The sequence below is a fragment of the Pseudomonas sp. D8002 genome (genome assembly GCF_013385695.1).
Classification (GTDB): domain Bacteria; phylum Pseudomonadota; class Gammaproteobacteria; order Pseudomonadales; family Pseudomonadaceae; genus Aquipseudomonas.
On record NZ_JACAPM010000013.1, the window covers coordinates 44,168 to 65,744 of the forward strand.

A 21,577-nucleotide genomic window follows, 5' to 3' on the forward strand; every position below is an offset into this window, starting at 1 on the left:
GTCTTCATAGATGCCGTCACGGACTCTGGAAACCTGGCCCCACGGCGCGATCATGCTGGATGCGGAACACACCCGCTTCGCGTTATGGGCGCCAGACGCGTTTTATGTCAGCGTTGAATTTGAGGAAGGAAAATCGGTAGCGATGCTGCCCCAGGCCGATGGCTGGTTTGTGGTGCAGCTGCAATGCCCGCCGGGCACCCGCTACCGCTACAACATCGACGGCGAACAGGACGTTCCCGACCCGGCTTCCCGGGCACAGGCCACGGACGTTCACGGCTTCAGCGTGGTGGTCGACCCCCTGGCCTATCAGTGGCGCCAAAGCCACTGGCAAGGCCGGCCGTGGCACGAAGCGGTGATCTACGAGATACACGTGGGCGTACTGGGGGGCTACGCCGAGGTCGAGAAACAACTGCCGCGCCTCGCCGAACTGGGGGTCACCGCCATTGAGCTGATGCCCATCGCGCAATTCCCCGGCGAACGCAACTGGGGTTACGACGGTGTCCTGCCCTACGCTCCCCAATCCTCCTACGGTTCGCCCGAGCAGCTCAAACAGCTGATCGACAGTGCGCACCACTATGGCCTCGCGGTAATCCTCGATGTGGTCTACAACCACTTCGGCCCCGACGGCAACTACCTCGGCACCTACGCCAAGGGTTTCTTTCGCGAAGACGTGCACACGCCCTGGGGCGCGGGCATCGACTTTGATCGCCGGGAGGTCCGGGATTTCTTCATCGACAACGCCCTGATGTGGCTGCTGGAATACCGCTTCGACGGCCTGCGCCTGGACGCCGTGCACGCCATCAACGATCCCGAATTTCTGCAGGAGCTGGCGCAAAAAGTACGCCAGCAAGTCGACACGGGGCGGCATGTGTGGCTGGTGCTGGAAAACGAATTCAACCAGGCCAGCCTGCTGGAAAGCGGTTTCGACGCCCAGTGGAACGATGACGGCCACAACGCCCTGCACGTGCTGCTCACCGGCGAAACCGACGCCTACTACAGCGATTTCGCCCAGGACCCCACGGGAAAACTGGCGCGCTGCCTGAGCGAAGGATTTATCTACCAGGGCCACACCACGCGCCACGGCCACACGCGCGGCGAGCCCAGCGGGCACCTGCCGCCCAGCGCCTTTGTGCTGTTCCTGCAGAACCACGACCAGATCGGTAACCGCGCCTTGGGCGAACGCCTGCATCAACTGTGTTCGCCCCAGGCCCTGAGCGCCGCGACGACCTTGCTGCTGATGTCGCCGATGATCCCGCTGATGTTCATGGGCGATGAAGTCAACGCCGAGGAGCCGTTCCTGTTCTTCACCGACCATCACGGCGAACTGGCCGAGGCGGTACGTGAAGGCCGGCGCAATGAGTTTGCCGACTTCGCCGCGTTCAGCGACCCCGAACGCCGCGAACGCATTCCCGACCCCAACTCCCTGCAAACCTTCCGCCGCTCGGCACCCGCCCTCGCCGACTGCGGCGACTCGCAGCTCTACCGGCACCTGCTGAGCCTGCGCCACCAACATATCGTGCCGCACCTGCCCGGCAGCATGGCCCTGGGTGCGCACGTGCTGGCGGAGGGCGCGGTCACGGCGCGCTGGCGCCTGGGCAATGGCAGCCTGTTGCAGATCGACCTCAACCTGAGCGCCAATTCTCTGAACTACCCGGCTGCCGAGCACCTCCTATTCGTGACGCAGGCCAGCGGGGCCGAACAATTGGCTCCCCTCAGCGCCCGCGTCAGCCTCACCCATTCCCCTGTTGGAGAGCACCCTTGAGCGACGCGCAATTGGAAATACTCGCCAGCCGAGCGGGCCTGGCCGTCGATTGGATCGACGCGAATGGCCGCCCGCAACATGTAAAGCCCGACGCCCTGCGCGCCGTGCTCAAAGGCCTGGGCCACCCGGCCGACAGCGACGCCGAGATCGAAGCCAGCCTGCTGGACCTCGAACGCGTGCAACAAGACAAGCACCTGCCGCCCCTGATGACCGTCGACAGCGGCGCCGGCCTGGACCTGGCGCGCTACTTCGCCCCCGGTACGCCGTGCCAGATTCACCTCGAAGACTCCAGCGTGCTGGACCTGAGCCTGGACGAGAACGCGGTGTTGCCCGGCTCGATTCCCGTCGGCTACCAACAAGTGCATATTGCCGACCAGCATTTCACCCTGGCCGTGGCACCGACGCATTGCTACACCGTTGCAGAAGCGGTCGACACCCAGACCGCCCGCGCCTGGGGCCTGAGCGCCCAGCTGTATTCCCTGCGCCGCAGCGGCGACGGCGGCTTTGGCGATACCCAGGCCTTGGAACAACTGGCCCGCGCCGCCGCCGAACGCGGCGCCGACGCCCTGGCCATCAGCCCGATGCACGCGATGTTCAGCGCCGACACCGAGCGCTTCAGCCCCTATTCCCCGTCCAGCCGCCTGTTCCTCAACAGTCTGTACGCCTCCCCCGGCTGCATCCTCGGCGAACGTGCCGTGCAAAGTGCCATCGAAGCCAGCGGGCTGGCCGACGAATTGTATGACCTTGAGCAACAAAGCCTGATCGACTGGCCGGCCGCGGCCAAAGCCAAGCAGCGCCTGTTGCGCACCCTGTATGACGACTTCCGCCAGGGCGACCACCCGCAACATGCCGACTTCCTGAGCTTCCGCCAGGCTGGCGGTGAAGCCCTGGAAAACCACTGCCGCTTCGAAGCCTTACAAGCCGAACGCGCGGCCAACGGCGAGAGCCTCGACTGGCGCCACTGGCCAGAGGACTGGCACAGCCCGCAAAGCCCGGCCCTGGTGCAGTTTGCCGAAGCCAATCGGGACGAAATCGGCTTCTACGCCTTCAGCCAATGGCTGATTGCCCGGTGCCTGGAACGCGCGCAACAAGCGGCGCGCGGCAGCGGCATGGGTGTCGGCCTGATCGCCGACCTCGCAGTGGGCGCCGACGGCGGCGGCAGCCAGGCCTGGAGCCGCCAGGATGAACTGTTGGCGGAACTGACCGTGGGTGCGCCACCTGACATCCTCAACCGTGCCGGCCAGGGCTGGGGTATTTCCGCGTTTTCCCCCGAAGGCCTCAAGCGCAACGGCTTTCGCGCGTTTATCGAAATGCTGCGGGCCAACTTCGCCCACGCCGGCGGCTTGCGCATCGACCATGTGATGGGCCTGCAACGCCTGTGGGTGATCCCGATGGACGCCTCGCCACGGGACGGCGCCTACCTGTATTACCCGGTGGATGACCTGCTGCGGCTGTTGGCCCTGGAGTCGAGCCGCCACCAGGCGATCGTCCTCGGTGAAGACCTCGGCACCGTACCCGACGGCCTGCGGGAAAAACTCATCGCGCGCTCAATCCTTGGGATGCGCGTGCTGCTGTTCGAACAAGACCACGGCGGCCAGTTCAAGCCGATCCTCGATTGGCCGGACAACGCGCTGGCCACCACCAGCACCCACGACCTGCCGACCCTCAACGGTTGGTGGCACAGCCGCGATATCGACTGGAATATCCAGCTGGGCCTGATCGATGCACCCACCGTCGAGCAATGGAGCGAACACCGCCTGCGGGAACGCCAGGCACTGCGCCAGGCCTTGAGCCAGGACCCGCAGAACTTCATCGACGAAGTGCGCAACGAAACCGACCACGTCATCGACGCCAGCGTGCGCTACCTGGGCCACACCCGTGCACCCTTGGTATTGCTGCCGCTGGAGGACGCCCTGGGGGTCGAGGAACAATCCAACCTGCCCGGCACCACCGACACCCACCCGAACTGGCGCCGCCGCCTGCCGGGCGATGCCGCCACCCTGCTCGATGACGACAATGCCGCCCGCCGCCTTGAGCTGCTGGCCGTGGCGCGCATCCAGGCCCAAGAGCGTGACCGATGAAAGCATTGACGCTTCGGGCTACCCAGCGCCTGCAATTTCATAAGGGCTTCACCCTCGACGACGCCGTGCCGCTGGTGCCGTACTTCGCCGAGCTGGGCATCAGCCACCTCTACGCCTCGCCATTGCTGAGCGCCCGCGCCGGTTCGATGCACGGCTATGACGTGGTCGATCCCACCACCGTCAATCCCGAGCTGGGCGGCGAACCGGCGCTGCGGCGATTGGTTGCGGCATTGCGCGAACATGACATGGGGCTGATCCTCGATATCGTGTCCAACCACATGGCCGTCGGCGGTGCCGATAATCTGTGGTGGCTGGACTTGCTGGAATGGGGTCGACTGAGTCCCTACAGCGAATTCTTCGACATTCAATGGCACTCGCCAGACCCGCTGCTCAAGGGCCAACTGCTGATGCCGTTCCTGGGCAGCGACTACGGCGAAGCCCTGCAGTCGGGTGCCCTGCCGCTGCGCTTCGACCCGCTGCACGGCAGCTTCTACGTCGAGCATTACGAACATCGTTTTCCGATCTGCCCGCGGGAATATGGCGAGCTGGTGCCTGTCAAGTCACTGGCCGATCGCTTCAGCAGCCTGGCCTACCAGCCGGACGCCTATCCCCAGGCCGCCGCGCTGAAACAGGAACTGATCGAGGCCGCCCGCGACCCCGAAATCCTGACGGCCATCGAAGCGAACCTCGACCTCTACGACGCCCGCCAGCCCGAAGGTTTCGCCCGCCTGCACCACCTGCTGGAACAACAAAGCTATCGCCTGGCCAGCTGGCGCACGGCGGCGGACGATATCAACTGGCGGCGGTTCTTCGACGTCAACGAGCTGGGCGGCCTGCGGGTTGAACGCAGCGCAGTGTTCGAAGCGACCCACGGCAAGATCTTCCAGCTGATCAGCGAAGGCCTGATCGACGGCCTGCGCATCGACCACATCGACGGCCTCGCCGACCCGCGCGGTTACTGCCGCAAGCTGCGCCGCCGGGTGGACTCGCTGGCGAGTGGGCGGCACTTGCCGATCTTCGTCGAGAAGATCCTCGGCGAAGGCGAAACCTTGCGTGAAGACTGGCGCGTGGACGGCACCACCGGCTACGAATTCATGAACCAGCTGTCATTGCTGCAACATGACCCGAAGGGCTTCGAACCCCTGGCCGAGTTATGGACCCGCCACACCGAGCGCCCGTCTTCATTTATCGAAGAAGCCTGGCTGGCCCGGCAGCAGATCCTCAACGGTTCCCTGGCCGGGGATTTTGAAAGTGTGGCCCAGGCCCTGCTGCAAGTGGCTCGGGACGATGTGATGAGCCGCGACCTGACCCTGGGTGCAATTCGCCGCGCGTTGCAGGAACTGATCGTGCATTTCCCGGTGTACCGCACCTACATCAGTGCCCGGGGCCGCAGCGAACTGGATGACGTGTTTTTCCTGCAAGCCCTGGCCGGTGCCCGCAGCACCTTGAGCGAAGGCGACTGGCCGGTGCTCGACTACCTGGAAAAATGGCTCGGCGGCCAACCCTGGCGCGACCGCCCCCTGGGCCGCAAACGCAAGATGCTCAAGCACGCCTGCGTACGCTTCCAGCAACTGACCTCGCCGGCGGCGGCCAAGGCCGTGGAAGACACTGCGTTCTACCGCTCGGGTGTGTTGTTGTCGCGCAATGACGTGGGTTTCAGCACCGAACAATTCAGCGCCCCGCTGGAAGACTTCCACGCGGTCAACCAGCAACGACTGCGCACCTTCCCCGACAACCTGCTGGCCACCGCCACCCACGACCACAAGCGCGGCGAAGATACCCGTGCGCGCCTGGCGGTGCTCAGCGAGGCCGCCGACTGGTATGCCGAGCAGGTGGAGCAATGGCGCCCCCTTGCCGCCCGCCTGCGCAGCGATGCCAACACGCCGTCCGCGGGTGACGAACTGATCCTCTATCAGGTGCTGCTGGGCAGTTGGCCGCTGGACCTGCACCGCGACGATACCGAGGGCCTGGCGGACTATCACCAGCGCCTGTGGCAGTGGCAGCAGAAAGCCCTGCGTGAAGCCAAGCTCAACAGCAGCTGGAGCGCCCCCAACGAGTTGTACGAGCAAGGTGTCGAAGCGTTCCTGTCACGGCTGCTGCTGGAGGACGCCGGCAGGACCCTGCGCGATGCCATCGGCGAGGCCGCCCAGGCCATCGCCCCGGCCGGCGCGCTCAACGGGCTGGCGCAATCCTTGCTTCGCCTCACCGTGCCGGGCGTGCCGGACCTGTACCAGGGCGATGAGTTCTGGGACTTCACATTGGTAGACCCTGACAACCGCCGCCCGGTGGACTACCCCGCACGGCGACAGGGCCTGCACACACCACCGGACATCGGCGAGCTGATGTTCAACTGGCATGACGGGCGTATAAAACAGGCGTTGATCAGCCAGGTCCTGGGGTTGCGCAAGGCGCATCCGCAACTGTTTCGCCAGGGCACGTACGAGCCTCTGGAAGTGGTGGGCGAACACGCCGAGCGGGTGGTCGCTTTCTACCGCGAATACCAGGGCAAACAACTGCTGGTGGTGGTGCCACGCTGGCCTCACCGGCTGCTTGAAAACGGTGTGTATCCCCTGATCAACGCGCAGATTTGGGGCGATACCCGGGTCCGATTACCGTTCGCCGCTCCAACCCAAAATTGGAAGGGACTTTTCCGAACAGGCGCAGTCACACCAAACAAGGAGCTCATGATCAGCGCTGCCCTGGGGGATTTCCCGGTCAATGTCTTTATCAATCCTGATGATCAAGAAAGCTGAAATTTTCTGTGAGGAGCATTGCGATGAGTACTGAAGACAAACGCATCCGCGAATTGGCACATCAGATCTGGGAATCTGAAGGTAAACCCCATGGCGAGGACGCACGACACTGGGAAATGGCGCGCAAACTGGCGGAAGCCGAAGCGCTGACGCCATCCAAGGCACCGAAGGCCGCCGCCAAGGCCAAGCCAAAAGCCAAGCCCGCAGCGGCAGCGCCGAAACCGGCAGCCAAGCCGAGCGCAGTGCCGGCGGCGAAGAAGCCTGCTGCGAAGAAGCCCAAGGCCCCCTGACCCAAAGATCCTCCTGCAGGTGCGCCCGCACCGCAGGAGGCTATCCAACTACCGATATCTACCCGGCATCACGCCGGAATGGCCCCGTTCGGCCCGGAAAAACCCTTTTGCAGGAGCATCTCAATGAGCAAACCCAACAAGCCCAACTCGACGCCGGAAAACGAGCCGTCGCGGATTCGTGAAGGTTTGCCCTTCCCTCTCGGCGCGACCTGGGACGGTCTGGGGGTCAACTTTGCGCTGTTCTCGGCCAACGCCACCAAAGTCGAACTGTGCATCTTCGACGACAGCGGCGAAGTCGAGCTGGAGCGCATCGAACTGCCGGAATACACCGACGAAACCTTCCACGGCTACCTGCCCGACGCCCACCCCGGGCTGATCTACGGCTACCGCGTGTACGGTCCCTATGACCCGGCCAACGGTCATCGCTTCAATCACAACAAATTGCTGATCGACCCCTACGCCAAACAGCTGGTGGGCGAGCTCAAATGGTCCGAGGCCCTGTTTGGCTACACCATCGGCCATCCGGACGCCGACCTCAGTTTCGACGAGCGCGACAGCGCGCCCTTCGTGCCCAAGTGCAAAGTCATCGACCCGGCCCACACCTGGGGCAACGACCAGCCAGTGCGCACGCCGTGGGATCGCACGATCATTTATGAAACCCACCTGCGCGGCATCACCATGCGCCACCCTTCGGTGCCTGAGGAAGTGCGCGGCACCTGCGCCGGGCTGATGGTCGACGATGTGCTCAAGCACATTCGCCAGTTGGGTGTCTCATCGGTCGAGTTGCTGCCGGTGCACGCCTTCGTCAACGACCAGCACCTGCTGCAAAAAGGCATGACCAATTACTGGGGCTACAACAGCATCGCCTTCTTCGCCCCGGACCCGCGCTACCTGGCCAGCGGCAAGATCGCCGAGTTCAAGGAAATGGTCGCGCACCTGCACGAAGCCAAGCTGGAAGTGATCCTGGACGTGGTCTACAACCACACCGCCGAAGGCAACGAGCAAGGCCCGACGCTGTCCATGCGCGGCATCGACAACGCCTCGTACTACCGCCTGATGCCCGATGACAAGCGCTTCTACATCAACGATTCCGGCACCGGCAACACCCTCGACCTGAGCCACCCGTGCGTGCTGCAAATGGTCACCGACTCGTTGCGCTACTGGGCGACCGAGATGCATGTCGACGGCTTCCGCTTCGACCTGGCAACCATCCTTGGCCGCTACCGCGACGGTTTCGACGAGCGCCACAGCTTCCTCGTGGCCTGCCGCCAGGACCCGGTGCTGCGCCAGGTGAAAATGATTGCCGAGCCGTGGGACTGTGGCCCCGGCGGCTATCAGGTCGGCGGTTTCCCGCCGGGCTGGGTGGAATGGAACGACCGTTTCCGCGACACCGTGCGCTCGTTCTGGAAAGGTGACGACGGCCAACTGGCCGACTTCGCCGGACGCATGACCGCCTCGGGCGAGATGTTCAACCAGCGCGGCCGCCGGCCGTACAGCTCGGTGAACTTCATCACCGCCCACGACGGTTTCACCCTGCACGACCTGGTGTCCTACAACGACAAACACAACGAAGCCAACGACGAGAACAACCAGGACGGCAGCAACAACAACCTGTCGTGGAACCACGGTGTCGAAGGTCCTACCGACGACCCGGAAATCAACGCGCTGCGCCTGCGCCAGATGCGCAATTTCTTCGCCACCCTGCTGCTGGCCCAGGGCACGCCAATGCTGGTAGCCGGTGACGAGTTCGCCCGGACCCAGCACGGCAACAACAACGCCTACTGCCAGGACAGCGAGATCGGCTGGATCAATTGGGAACTGGATGAAGACGGCAAGGCCCTGCTCAAGTTCGTCAAGCGCCTGATCAAGTTGCGCCTGGCGTACCCGATCCTGCGTCGCGGGCGCTTCCTGGTGGGCGACTACAACGAAGATATCGGGGTCAAGGACGTCACCTGGCTCGCGCCGAGCGGCGATGAAATGACCATCGAGCAATGGCAGGACAGCCATGGCCGTTGCCTGGGCATGCTGATGGATGGCCGCGCCCAGGAAACCGGGATTCGCCGCCCGGGGGCCGATGCCACGTTGTTGCTGGTGGTCAATGCCCACCACGACATGGTCAATTTCCGCCTGCCACCGGTGCCGGATGGCGGCTTCTGGACCTGCATGCTCGACACCAACCAGCCGGCAGTGCGTGGCCAGGAACGCTTCGATTTCGATCACGAATACGCGGTCACCGGGCGTTCGCTGCTGCTGTTTGAATTGCAGCATGAGGACGAGGTGTGACATGGCCTTGCATGAGTTTCTTCGCGGCTACCGGGAATACCCGGACACCCAGGCCCTTGGCGCTACGCTAAGGGCTTTGGTGGAGGAAGGCCTGGACCAGTTGCCCTTGCCGGGCAGCGGGCAAACGTTGGAACGCTTCAGCCGGCTGGCGCAAGTCGCCGGCCATGACCTGCGGTTGTGCAAGTTGTTCGAGGGCCACACGGACGCCCTGGCGATCATCGCTGAACTCGACAGCCCCTTGCCGCCGGTTGGCAGCACGTGGGGCATGTGGGCGGCCGAGCCGCCCACCGCCAAGGTGCGGATCCGGCGTGACGGCCAACGTGTGCGGCTGGAGGGCCGCAAGGCCTGGTGTTCGGGCGCGGCGGTGGTCAGCCACGGGTTGCTCACGGCGTGGGATGAAGAGGATCGCCAGCAACTGGTTGCAGTGCAAATGCACCAGCCCGGCGTAACCGTCACCGATGAGGGCTGGGCGGCCGTGGGCATGGCCGCTACGGGCAGTGTTGAAGTGCTTTTCCAGGACACCGTTGGCCTGGCCATCGGCAAGCCTGGGGACTATTTGGCGCGCCCGGGCTTCTGGCAAGGCGGCATCGGCATCGCCGCCTGCTGGTACGGCGCGGCACAACGCCTGGCGGAGGCCTTGCGCGAGCAGTGCGCAAAACGCCCGGAGCCCCACGCCCTGGCGCACCTTGGCAGCGTCGACAGTGCCTTGCACAGCGCGGCCTGTGTGCTGCGCGACAGCGCCACCCATATCGACCGGCAGCCCAAGGCAGATGCCCGGCTGCTGGCACAACAGGCACGGGCCTGTATCGAAGAAACCGTCGACCAGGTGATTCACCATGTCGGCCGCGCACTGGGCGCCGGGCCGTATTGCAAGGACCCGCATTTTGCCCAGTTGATGGCCGACTTGCCGGTGTACCTGCGGCAAAGTCACGCCGAGCGCGACCTGGCCGCCCTTGGTCAACAAGTCGCCGATGAGCGCCCAGGGAGATGGGAACTATGAAGATCAATCCAATCGTCGGCCAGGGCACGCCCTTGCATGTGTGGCAAAGCTCGTCGCGACTGGCCGAGCTGCCTTGCGTAGACATTGCCGAACTGGTGCCTGAAGGCAGCCGCGCCGTGATCATCGCGCCACATCCGGATGACGAAGTCCTGGGCTGCGGCGGCCTGTTGCAAGGCCTTGCCGCGCTGGATCGCCCTATCCTGCTGATCTCCGTCACCGACGGCAGCGCCAGTCATCCCGGCTCGCGCCGCTGGCCGGTGGAACGCCTGAGCGTGGTGCGGCCGCAAGAGTCGGCGCAGGCCCTGCACCGGCTGGGATTGCCGTTGCACAGCCTGAAATGGTTGCGGGCCGGGTTCAGCGACAGCCAGGTCGCCGCAGGTGAAGAAGACCTGAGCCGCTTCATCGAGCGTTACCTCAAGCCCGGCGACGTGGTCTTCACCACCTGGCGCGAAGACGGCCATTGCGACCACGAGGCCGTGGGCCGTGCCAGTGCCAAGGCGACCCGGGCGGTGGGCGCCACCTTGCTCGAGCTGCCCGTGTGGACCTGGCATTGGGCAACCCCGGAAGACAGCCAGGTGCCCTGGGATCGCGCTCGTAAAATCCCCCTGACACCTGAAGCCGTGGCCCGTAAACGGCACGCCATCCATGCCTTCGCCAGCCAGTTGGAAGGCGACCCGCAGATCGGCCTGCCGCCGGTGCTCGCGCCCTATGTGCTGGAGCGCCTGCTGCAACCTTTTGAAGTGGTGTTCGTATGAGTGTCGCCACGCCCTATTTCGACGAGCTGTTTGCCGGCAACGACGATCCTTGGGCCTTTCGGCAACGCTGGTATGAACAGCGCAAGCGGGCCCTGACCCTGGCGCTGCTGACCCGGCCGCGCTATGCCTCGATCTTTGAACCCGGCTGCGCCAATGGCGAACTGAGCTTCGAGCTGGCCCCGCGCTGTGACCGCCTGCTCTGCTGTGACACGGCACAAGCGGCGGTCAGCCTGGCACAGGCGCGGCTGCGGGGTTTCAGCCATGCCACCGTGCAGCAGAGCCGCCTGCCGCAGCAATGGCCCAGCGATACCTTCGAGCTGATCGTGCTCAGCGAGCTTTGCTACTACCTGAACCCGAAGGATTTCGATGGGCTGATCGATCGCGCGCTCGCCTCCCTGACGCCTGATGGACAAATCCTCGCCTGCCACTGGCGCCCGATCATCGAAGGCTGCCCGCAGACCGCCGAACAGGTGCATGCGCGCCTCGGCCAGCGCCTGGGCATGCCACATCTGGCGCAGCATCACGAAAGCGATTTTCTACTGGATTTGTGGAGCCGCGACGGCACCACGGTTGCGACCCTGGAGGGACTGCGATGATCGGCATCCTGATACCCGTGCATAACGAAGAAAAACTGCTGCCCGAATGCCTGAAAGCTGCGATGGTCGCCGCCAGTCATCCGGGCCTGCTGGGTGAAGAGGTGCAGATTCTGACAGTGCTCGACAGCTGCAGCGACCGCAGCGCCAAGATCGCCCGCGAATACCAGGTGCACAGCCTGGAAGTGCAGGCGCGAAACGTGGGCCACGTGCGCGGCGTGGGTGCGCGGCACCTGCTTAATAACGGCGCGCGCTGGATTTCCTGCACCGACGCCGACAGCCGCGTCGCTCCCGATTGGCTGGTGGCGCAACTGGCCCTGGGCGTGGATGCGGTGTGCGGCACGGTGACGGTGGACGCCTGGAGCGAGGGCTTCGACCCGGCGGCGCAGATCCGTTATCACCAGGCCTACACCGCCCGGGACGGGCATCGGCATATCCACGGCGCCAACCTGGGCGTCAGTGCCGGCGCCTACGTGCGGGCCGGCGGTTTCGAGCCCCTGCCCTGCCATGAAGACGTGGAGCTGGTGCGCCAGTTGGAGCGCTGCGGGGCTTCCATTGCCTGGAGCCACTCGCCCCAGGTGATTACCAGTGCCCGCCTGGATTGTCGCGCCCAGGGCGGCTTCGGTGATTACCTGAAGAGCCTGATGCAGGCCTCCTGAAAAAATTGCGACACCCGGCGGTGTTAAAGCGGCGATTCATAACTATCATCACTATTCCTTGCACGGCAATCCAGGGTTGGAACGCCGTCGCGCCGCGAGCGTGCAGTACCTGACGCTCGCGTACCACAAGAGCCGTCCCGTCAACGGGGTACGGCCTGCACCACCGATAAACAAGGACGTGACACCCATGAAGCCTGCACTGTTAAGTGACAACCGCCGGGGCCCCGCGCAAATCTGGAACAGCGCCCCGCAACTCGCGCAAATCCCTGCCATCAACCCCGCAACCCTGGTGCCCAAGGGCGCCCGCGTGGTGATCATCGCCCCGCATCCCGGCGATGAAGTGATCGCCTGCGGCGGTCTGCTGCAATTGCTCAGCACCCTTGAATACTCCCTGCAACTGATCTCCATCACCGACGGCAGCGCCAGCCATCCGGGGTCTGCCGTGTGGCCGGCCAAACGCTTGAGCGTGGTGCGGCCCCAGGAAAGTGTCGAAGCCCTGCGCCGCCTGGGCGTGCCCCTGCACAGCCTGAAATGGATACGCGGCGGTTTCGCCGACAACGCCCTGGCCGCGCGGGAACAGCAAATGAGCCAGTTCATTGCGCGCTACCTGCAACCCGGCGACGTGGTGTTCACCACCTGGCGCAACGACGGCAATGACGACCACGACGCCGTCGGCCGTGCCGCTGCCAAAGCCTGCGCAGTCAAGGGCGTGCGCTTGCACGAACTGCCGATCTGGGCGTGGCACTGGCCGCTTCGGGAAACCGCCGCCATCCCCTGGCAGCGCGCGCGCAAGGTGCGGCTCGACACCTGGAGCGTCGCCCGCAAGCTGCACGCCGCCCACGCCTATGCCAGCCAACTGGCAGGCGACCCGGAAATCGGCCTGGCGCCGATCCTGGCGCAGGTGCTGCTGGAGCGCATGCGCGAGCCCTATGAGATTGTATTTTTGTAGGCGCACCCACTCGTCTATACCTGTAACTTCTGACAGTAGCGAACGCTCTCTCTGTGTGGCTAGCTTGGAACACCGGCTTGCAGGGAGGGCGAATCATGAGCACGCGGTTTTCATCAGTGACGTATCTGAGCGTCTGCAGCGTGACGACGCTGTTGCTCAATTGGCCCCTCCCCGCGCACGCCGCCTGTACGCTGGTCATAACCGCAGGCAACGACACCACCCTGTGCAGCGATGACAGTGCTGGCGCGCTGACGGATTTACAAGGAAGCAACATCCTTGAGTTCCCCGTCGGCGGCACCGGCATCATCGTCGGCAACGTGACTTATGGAGCGGGAGATGATCGGGTCACGATGGATTCCGGCGCGATCAACGGTGCGATCAATCAAGGTGACGGAAGAAATATTTTCCAGCTGTTCAATGGCAATATCTCCGGCACGGTGACGCAAGGCGCGGGCGGTGATATTGCGCAAATCAGCGGCGGCAGCTCCGGTGCAATCTCCCAGGGTGACGGGGTAGACCAGTACTTCCAGAGCGGTGGCACCGTCGCCTCACTGGCTCAGGGCGACGGCCGTGACGAGTTCACCATGAGCAGTGGCAGGATTGTCGGTGCTTTTGAAGATGGAGATGTAGCGCTGATGACCGGTGGCAGCATCGGGCGGGTCGACATGAAGCTCGACAACAACCTGTTTGACCTGCGGGGTGGAGCGATCATCGGCAACCTCGTTACTGGCTTCGGAAACGACACCATCCTGGTTTCCGGAGGAACGGTTGGTGGCAACATCAGCGTCAGCGGCGGCGACGACATCATCAACGTCAGCGGAGGGGAAATAAGTGGGCAGATCCTCGCCAGCTTTGGCAACGATGAGTTCACTTGGGAAGGCGGCGGTCTGATCCATAAGGAAATCCTCATGGGTGATGGCGCTGACAGGGGTTTCCTGCTCAACCTGACCGAAACCACCCTGGCCTCCACACCACTTCTGGACGGTGGTTTGGGTAACGACACCCTGACCTTCGACAACACCCGATCCGCCACGCCAACCCGCTATGTCAACTGGGAAACCGTCAACCTGGACAACAATTCGCGCCTGACCCTGGGCGGCGACTTCAAGCTCGGTGACAGCGCTACAGCCACCGGTACCCTGAATATTTTTGGCAGTGCCGCCCTGCAGGTAACACAGGGCAGCATCAGCCCCTTCGCGGCCGGGCAACAAGCCAACCTGAACAACGGCGGCCTGATCGACATGACCACCGGCAGTTCCAGCGCCACCGACAGCCTGACCGTCAACGGCAACTACACCGGCAATGGTGGCGAACTCGCGCTGCAATCGGTACTCGGCGCCGACGGCTCGGCCAGTGACAAGCTGGTAGTCAGCCAGGGCACGCTGCAAGGCGGCACTACCATCACCGTCACCAACCTTGCCGGCCCCGGCGCCATGACGCTGCAGAACGGCATCCAGGTGGTTGAAGCGCTTAACGGTGCCACGAGCAGCGACCTGGCGTTTACCCTGCGCGGTGGATCCGTTTCCGCAGGCGCCTATGAGTACTACCTGTTCAAAGGAGGCGTAACGCCGGGCACCGGGCAAAACTGGTTCCTGCGGTCCTCGGTGGTGGCGCCGCCGCTGCCCAACCCTGAGGATCCTGACGACCCAGTGGGCATTCTCCCCCCCGTCCCCGCCGATGGCACGCCGGACCTCCCGGGGATTTTCCCGGGAGAAGAACCCATACCCATCTATCGCCCGGAAGTCCCGGTGTATGCCGTGTTGTTTCCCGCCGTGCAGCAGATGGTCCAGGGCATGCTGGGCACCTACCACGAACGCATGGGCGACCAAAGCCTGCAACGCCAACCTGGTGCACTAGCGGCCGGTTGGGGCCGGGTGTATGGCAGCAGTACGCGGCAATCATTCGCCGGCACCGTCAGCCCGTCGCTGGACAGCTCCCTGTCCGGTTTCCAGGTTGGCACTGACCTGTATGCCTGGACCAACGACGCTGGCCTGACCCAACGCTTCGGCTTCTTTGTCGGCCACAGCCGCCTGACCGGCAATGTGGCGGGTTTCAATGGCGGTTTTCAGGGCAAGGACGCCGGCAACACCACCCTGCGCGGTGACAGCCTGGGCGCGTATTGGACGCTCATCGGCGCCAACCGCGCCTATATCGATGTCGTGCTGATGGGCACGCGGTTCGATGGCCACAGTGAATCCGACCGGGGCGTCAAACTCCCAACCAAGGGCCACAACGTGCTGGGGTCTGTGGAGGTGGGAATGCCGTTTGCGGTGTCTGAACAGTGGGAGGTCGAGCCGCAGGCCCAGGTGATTGTCGATCGAAGCTATGTGGACAGCCAGAATGACGGAATCTCGGATGTCTCATTCCACGCCGACACTAACGTCGTTACCCGTCTCGGTGTCCGCCTCAAGGGCAGCTACAGCGTGAGCGGCATGCCCCTGCTGCCTTATGTGCGTACCAACGTGTGGCACGCCAGCGCCGGGAATAACACTGTCAGGTTCAATGACAGCACGGACATCAGCACCGAACAGAAGTCCACCACGCTGGACGTCAGCACCGGGGCAACGCTGCAGGTATCGAGCACGGTCAGTGTGTATGGCGAGGTGGGGTACAACAGCAATCTGGACGGTAATCAGCTGAATGGGCGCAAAGGCACGATTGGCATAAGGGTCGACTTCTAAGCCACAACACATCCCCACTGTGGGAGCGGGCTTGCTCGCGAATGCAGTGTGTCAGCCAAAAAATCTGGCACTGGTACTGCGCATTCGCGAGCAAGCCCGCTCCCACATGGGGTCTTCATCGTCTGGAAGTCAGGCGTCCGGTCGCAGGATCAGCACGCCCAATGGCGGCAGGTTCAACGACAGCGACAACGGCTGCCCATGCCTGGGCTCCTCCTCCGTAAACGCCCCGCCACCGTTGCCGAAGTTGGAACCGGCATAGGTGTCGGCATCGCTGTTGATCACCTCGCTCCAGCGCCCGGCAAACGGCACGCCGACCTTGTAGGCCTCACGCGGCACCGGCGTGAAGTTGGCCACCACCAGCACCGGCCTGCCATCCTTGCTCCAGCGCAACCAGGCGTAGACGCTGTTGATCGCGTCATCCCCAATCAACCACTGGAAGCCCTGTGGTGCGTCGTCCTGGTCATGCAGCGCCGGCTCTTCGCGGTACAGACGGTTGAGGTCGCCCACCAGTTTCTGCACGCCCCGGTGTTCGGGGTATTGCAGCAGGTACCAGTCCAGTTGCTGATCGTGGTTCCACTCGCGCCATTGGCCGAACTCGCAGCCCATGAACAGCAGCTTCTTGCCCGGGTGCATCCACATGAAGCTCAGGTACGCCCGCAGGTTGGCAAATTTCTGCCAGCGGTCGCCGGGCATCTTGTCGATCAACGAGTGTTTGCCGTGCACCACTTCATCGTGGGAAATCGGCAGGATAAAACGCTCGGACCAGGCATACACCAGGCCGAAACTCAGCTCGTTGTGGTGATGGGCACGGTACACCGGGTCCTGCTGGATGTAGTGCAGCGAATCGTGCATCCAGCCCATGTTCCACTTGTAGTTGAAGCCCAGGCCGCCCTGTTGGGTCGGCTGGCTTACGCCCGGCCATGCGGTGGACTCCTCGGCGATCACCAGCGCGCCGGGAGCCTCAAGGGCAACGACATCGTTGAGGTGGCGCAGGAAGTCGATGGCCTCAAGGTTTTCCCGCCCGCCGTGGCGGTTGGGTACCCATTCACCGGCCTTGCGCGAATAGTCGCGGTACAGCATCGAGGCCACCGCATCCACCCGCAGGCCATCGATATGGAAATGCTTGAGCCAGTGCAACGCCGACGCCAGCATGAAGCCGTGGACTTCGGTGCGGCCGAGGTTGTAGATCAGGGTGTCCCAATCCTGGTGGAAGCCTTCCAGCGGGTTGGCGTATTCGTACAGCGCGGTGCCGTCGAATTGCGCCAGGCCGTGGGTATCGGTGGGGAAATGCGCCGGCACCCAATCCAGGATCACGCCGATGTCGGCCTGATGGCAGGCGTTGACGAAAAATGCGAAATCCTCCGGCGAGCCGAAACGTGCCGTCGGGGCAAATTGCGACAGCGCCTGATAACCCCATGAGCCGCCGAACGGGTGCTCCATGATCGGCATCAGTTCGATATGGGTGAAGCCCAACTGCTGTACATAAGGGATCAACCGCTCGGTCAGCTCGCGCCAACTGTACTGGCGGGACACCTCGCCGACTTCATCCAGCTCGCACTGCCAGGAACCGGCATGCAACTCGTAGATCGACAAGGGTGCGCTGGGCTTTTGTCGCTCGCTGCGCGATTGCATCCAGTCGTGGTCCTGCCAGTCGACCTGCAGCGGCGAAGCGACCTTGGACGCAGTATCCGGCGGCAACTGCGTGGCCAGGGCCATGGGGTCGGCCTTGAGCGGCAGAATCCCGTGGGCACCGAGGATTTCATACTTGTAGGCCGCGCCGGGTTGCAGGCGCGGGATGAAAATCTCCCACACACCGGACGGATGGCGCAGGCGCATCGGATGACGGCGCCCGTCCCAGATATTGAAGTCGCCTACCACCGAGACCCGGCGGGCATTCGGTGCCCATACCGCAAAACGCACGCCCTGGACCCCGTCGACGCTGGTCACTTGTGCCCCGAGGCAACTGCTCAGGTCGCGGTGATTGCCTTCGGCAAACAGGTACAGGTCCATCTCCCCCAGCAGCAGTTGCTGGAAGCTGTAAGGGTCTTCGGTGATCTGTTCGCCACCGGCCCACTGGATCTTCAGCAAGTACGCCTGACGGCTGCCGAAATGCCCGACAAACAAGCCCGGCACCTGGGTCGCATCGAGGCTGCCGATGTGGTCGCCGCTGTCGCGGGCCAGGACCTGGACACTCAGTGCTTCCGGCAGGAAGGCGCGAATGAACTGGCCGCCCTGCTCGTCGTCATGGGGACCCAGGATCGAGAATGGATCATGGTGCTCGGCCCGCACCAGGGCTTCGATATCAGCAGGTTTGGGCATCACACTCAACTTTTCCTGCAGCGGTTCTTTGCTTGTAAAACTCATGACGTTTCCCCACCGCGTGCAGTTTTCGATATTGGTTTCAACCCGCTGAGCAGCCCGTGCAAACCTTGCAACGGCACCGGCAACCAGCTCGGGCGATTCTCTGCTTCGTAGGCCACTTCGTACGCGGCCTTCTCCAGGCTGAACAACGCCAGCGCTGCGTCCTGGCCTTTGGCATCCTGCCAGTCATGGGCCAGTGTAGTCGTGGCAGCGTGATAGGCCTGGATAAATGCCTGCCTGGCCTCATGCAAGTAGCGATCCGCCACACGTTGCCGGGACGCATTGGCCTCGGGCGACTGGTCGACGCCCTGCACATTCACCGCCATGGCCGCCGCGTAATCAAACGAGCGCAGCACCCCGCTCACATCCTTGTACGGGCTGTGTTTGCCGCGACGCTCAGGCAACGGCCGCGCCGGTTCGCCCTCGAAGTCGATGAGGTAGGCATCGCCCTTGACCACCAGTACCTGGCCCAGGTGCAGGTCGCCGTGCACGCGAATGCGCAACCCGCCCACCGTGGCTTTCGCCAGGTCCTGAACGTGACTGGCGATGGCCTTTTTCTGCTCCAGTAAAGCACTGACCAACGCCTGATCGGCAGGGTTCAACTTGGTTTGATGCTGTTTGAGCAACTGCAAGGCGTGGTCGATTTGTGCGCCTACGTGCCTGGCCCAGCCCTGGCTGTCCTTGAGGGTTGTGACCTCGGGCTTGAAGGCCTTGTTGGTGGTAGGTGCTGCCAGCACCTGGTGCATTTCACCGAGGCGCTGGCCGAGCAAGCCGGCGAAATCCGCCAGCTCGCCAAGGGCGTTGTAGTGCTGTTCCTGCTCGGACATGGCTTCGGCCAGTTCGTCGCGAATCGCTCGCTCCAGGTTATTCTGGGTCCAGCCCCAAGCGTCGCCCTGGTTGCTCAGGTAACCCTGGGCGATCATCAGCAGGTTGTCCTGGCCATCGGCGTCGTGGCGGATCACCGAGCCCAGCAGCGGCGAGATATGCTCGTAGCCGGCCTCGGTCAGGTAGGCGCCCATTTCCAGCTCGGGGTGAACCCCGGCGCTGACTTTACGGATCAGCTTGAGCACCAGGCTGCCGCCCACCACCACGGAACTGTTGGACTGCTCCGCCGCGAGGTAGCGCACTTCCGACTCGTCGTTCAATTCCAGTTTGGCCAACTGCGCCGTGGGCTCGAAGCGAATCTCGCCATCGGTGGAGTCGAGGACGGTTTTGGCCTGCAGGCCTTGGATCACGCCGCGGATATAAGTGTCGAGGCTGAAGGCATCGGTCACCAAACCTACCTGACGCACTCGCCGTACACGCGCAAGCGCGAGTTGTTGCGGCAAGGCGCTGGTGAACTGGTCTTCGCCAAGGAAGCCGAACGGCAGCTGATAGCGGCTGACCTGGCCGGCGCTGGTGACTTCGATTTCACTGAGCAGCACCGGATGCTGCGGGTCGCCGAAGCGCACGCCATAAGCGATGTGCACGCCGTCGATTGCCGTATCCTTGCTGGCAAACCAGCGGCGCTTGGGCAGCCACGCCGGCAACGCATTCTGTTCCAGGGTGGTGCGGCACGGTGCTTCGAGCAATTCTTCCATGCGTTTCTTCAGCACCAGGGTGGTGAAGTCCGGGATGCTTTGTGCCGGTTCCACGTGCCAGCTTGGCATCTGGTTTTCCGCCGCCAGCACGAACCAGTAGAAGCCATACGGCGCCAGGGTCAGCAGGAAATTCAGCTGGCCAATCGGTGGGAAGGCATTGCCACCGAGCATCTCCACCGGAACCATGCCGGCAAACGCCGAGAGGTCCAGTTCTGCGGCCTGGGCACTGCGGGACACGTTGGCCACGCACAGGATGATTTCATTCTTGCCATCGGCGCCTGCGTATTCGCGGGTATACGCCAGGATGCGGCGGTTGCTGGGCGAGAGCATTTTCAGGCTGCCGCGACCGAACGCCTTGGACTGTTTACGCACCGCGAGCATGCGCCGCGTCCAGTTCAGCAACGAGTGCGGGTCCTGGGTCTGGGTTTCGACGTTGACCGACTGGTAGCCGTATTGCGGGTCCATGATTGGCGGCAATACCAAGCTGGCCGGGTCGGCGCGGGAGAAGCCACCGTTGCGGTCGATGGACCATTGCATCGGCGTACGCACGCCGTCGCGGTCACCTAGGTAGATGTTGTCGCCCATGCCGATCTCATCGCCGTAGTACAGGGTCGGCGTGCCCGGCATCGACAGCAGCAGGCTGTTGAGCAGCTCGATGCGCCGGCGGTCGCGTTCCATCAGCGGCGCCAGGCGGCGGCGAATTCCCAGGTTGATACGTGCACGGCGGTCGGCAGCGTAATAGTTCCAGAGGTAGTCGCGCTCTTTGTCGGTGACCATTTCCAGGGTCAGTTCATCGTGGTTGCGCAGGAAGATTGCCCATTGGCAATTGGCCGGGATCTCCGGGGTCTGGCGCAGGATGTCGGTGATCGGGAAACGGTCTTCCTGGGCCAGCGCCATGTACATGCGCGGCATCAGCGGGAAGTGGAACGCCATATGGCACTCATCGCCGTCGTCGCCCTTTTTGTCCCCGAAGTACAACTGGGTGTCTTCCGGCCATTGGTTGGCTTCGGCCAGGAGCATGCGGTCGGGGTAGTTGGCGTCGATCTCGGCGCGGATCTGCTTGAGCACGTCGTGGGTTTCGGGGAGGTTTTCATTGTTGGTGCCGTCGCGCTCGATCAGGTACGGAATCGCGTCCAGGCGCAGGCCGTCGATGCCCATGTCGAGCCAGTAGCGCATCACCGACAGGACGGCTTTCATGACCTGCGGGTTGTCGAAGTTGAGGTCCGGCTGGTGGGAGTAAAAGCGGTGCCAGAAGTATTGGCCGGCGACCGGGTCCCAGGTCCAGTTGGACTTTTCGGTGTCGAGGAAAATGATCCGGGTGCCGTCGTATTTCTGATCGTCATCGGACCATACGTAGAAATCCCGCGCCGCCGAGCCGGGCTTGGCCTTGCGGGCCCGCTGGAACCAGGGGTGCTGGTCGGAGGTGTGGTTGATCACCAGCTCGGTGATCACCCGCAGCCCGCGTTTATGGGCTTCGGCGATAAAGCGCTTGGCGTCGGCCATGGTCCCGTAGTCGCTGTGCACGCCGCGGTATTCGGCGATGTCGTAGCCATCGTCACGGCGTGGCGAGGGGTAGAACGGTAATAGCCAAATGGTGTTCACACCAAGGTCGGCGATGTAGTCGAGCTTGGCGATCAGCCCGGGAAAATCACCGATGCCGTCGTTGTTGGAGTCGAAATAGGATTTGACGTGAACCTGATAAATCACCGCGTCTTTGTACCAGAGCGGATCTTTGATAAAGGTGGCAGCCTTGGGTTTCTTCGCCATTGGAAACTCCTGGGAATTCGAAAAATTCTGCCTGAAGGAACTCGGTCAATGTGGGAGCGGGCT

General features: G+C 63.5%; 13 protein-coding genes. 11 read left to right on the forward strand and 2 right to left on the reverse strand.

Annotation, left to right across the window (positions count from 1 at the left end; genetic code table 11):
• Positions 1–10 precede the first annotated feature (10 nt).
• The 11 genes from treZ to HX807_RS07525 all read left to right on the forward strand — a co-directional run bounded on the left by treZ (position 11) and on the right by HX807_RS07525 (position 15,806).
• The gene (gene treZ, locus HX807_RS07475) at positions 11–1,762 is read left to right on the forward strand and encodes a malto-oligosyltrehalose trehalohydrolase (RefSeq protein WP_177049645.1); all 1,752 of its coding nucleotides are present in this window, start codon (positions 11–13) and stop codon (positions 1,760–1,762) included.
• Positions 1,759–3,843 (forward strand): 4-alpha-glucanotransferase, encoded by a 2,085-nt coding sequence (gene malQ / locus HX807_RS07480; RefSeq protein WP_177049647.1) that lies wholly within the window; start codon positions 1,759–1,761, stop codon positions 3,841–3,843. Before treZ ends, malQ begins: the two co-directional genes overlap by 4 nt.
• Positions 3,840–6,596, forward strand: a complete 2,757-nt coding sequence (locus HX807_RS07485) for a malto-oligosyltrehalose synthase (protein ID WP_177049649.1) — start codon at positions 3,840–3,842, stop codon at positions 6,594–6,596. The genes malQ and HX807_RS07485 overlap by 4 nt, the downstream gene beginning before the upstream one ends.
• Positions 6,597–6,619: 23 nt before the next feature.
• Positions 6,620–6,886, forward strand: coding sequence for a DUF2934 domain-containing protein (locus HX807_RS07490; protein ID WP_003207537.1), 267 nt, complete (start codon positions 6,620–6,622; stop codon positions 6,884–6,886).
• 123 nt (positions 6,887–7,009) lie between these two features.
• Positions 7,010–9,169 (forward strand): glycogen debranching protein GlgX, encoded by a 2,160-nt coding sequence (gene glgX / locus HX807_RS07495; RefSeq protein ID WP_003207536.1) that lies wholly within the window; start codon positions 7,010–7,012, stop codon positions 9,167–9,169.
• Position 9,170: 1 nt separating this feature from the next.
• A complete protein-coding gene (locus tag HX807_RS07500) occupies positions 9,171–10,169 on the forward strand; it encodes an acyl-CoA dehydrogenase family protein (protein ID WP_177049651.1) in 999 nt (332 codons plus the stop codon).
• A complete protein-coding gene (locus HX807_RS07505; protein ID WP_003207531.1) occupies positions 10,166–10,924 on the forward strand; it encodes a PIG-L deacetylase family protein in 759 nt (252 codons plus the stop codon). The genes HX807_RS07500 and HX807_RS07505 overlap by 4 nt, the downstream gene beginning before the upstream one ends.
• Positions 10,921–11,520 (forward strand): SAM-dependent methyltransferase, encoded by a 600-nt coding sequence (locus tag HX807_RS07510; RefSeq protein ID WP_177049653.1) that lies wholly within the window; start codon positions 10,921–10,923, stop codon positions 11,518–11,520. The genes HX807_RS07505 and HX807_RS07510 overlap by 4 nt, the downstream gene beginning before the upstream one ends.
• Complete coding sequence (locus HX807_RS07515; protein ID WP_177049655.1) at positions 11,517–12,176, forward strand: glycosyltransferase family 2 protein; 660 nt, start codon at positions 11,517–11,519, stop codon at positions 12,174–12,176. The genes HX807_RS07510 and HX807_RS07515 overlap by 4 nt, the downstream gene beginning before the upstream one ends.
• A 187-nt stretch (positions 12,177–12,363) precedes the next feature.
• Positions 12,364–13,125 (forward strand): PIG-L deacetylase family protein, encoded by a 762-nt coding sequence (locus tag HX807_RS07520; RefSeq protein WP_003207524.1) that lies wholly within the window; start codon positions 12,364–12,366, stop codon positions 13,123–13,125.
• A 95-nt stretch (positions 13,126–13,220) separates the two neighbouring features.
• A complete protein-coding gene (locus HX807_RS07525) occupies positions 13,221–15,806 on the forward strand; it encodes an autotransporter outer membrane beta-barrel domain-containing protein (RefSeq protein ID WP_177049657.1) in 2,586 nt (861 codons plus the stop codon).
• A gap of 129 nt (positions 15,807–15,935) precedes the next feature.
• Here HX807_RS07525 and glgB read toward each other — a convergent pair whose 3' ends face one another.
• Entirely contained in the window at positions 15,936–18,170 is a 2,235-nt protein-coding gene (glgB, locus tag HX807_RS07530; protein WP_008435158.1) for a 1,4-alpha-glucan branching protein GlgB, read from the reverse strand.
• Complete coding sequence (gene treS, locus HX807_RS07535; RefSeq protein WP_177049659.1) at positions 18,167–21,514, reverse strand: maltose alpha-D-glucosyltransferase; 3,348 nt, start codon at positions 21,512–21,514, stop codon at positions 18,167–18,169. The genes glgB and treS overlap by 4 nt, the downstream gene beginning before the upstream one ends.
• Positions 21,515–21,577: the final 63 nt, after the last annotated feature.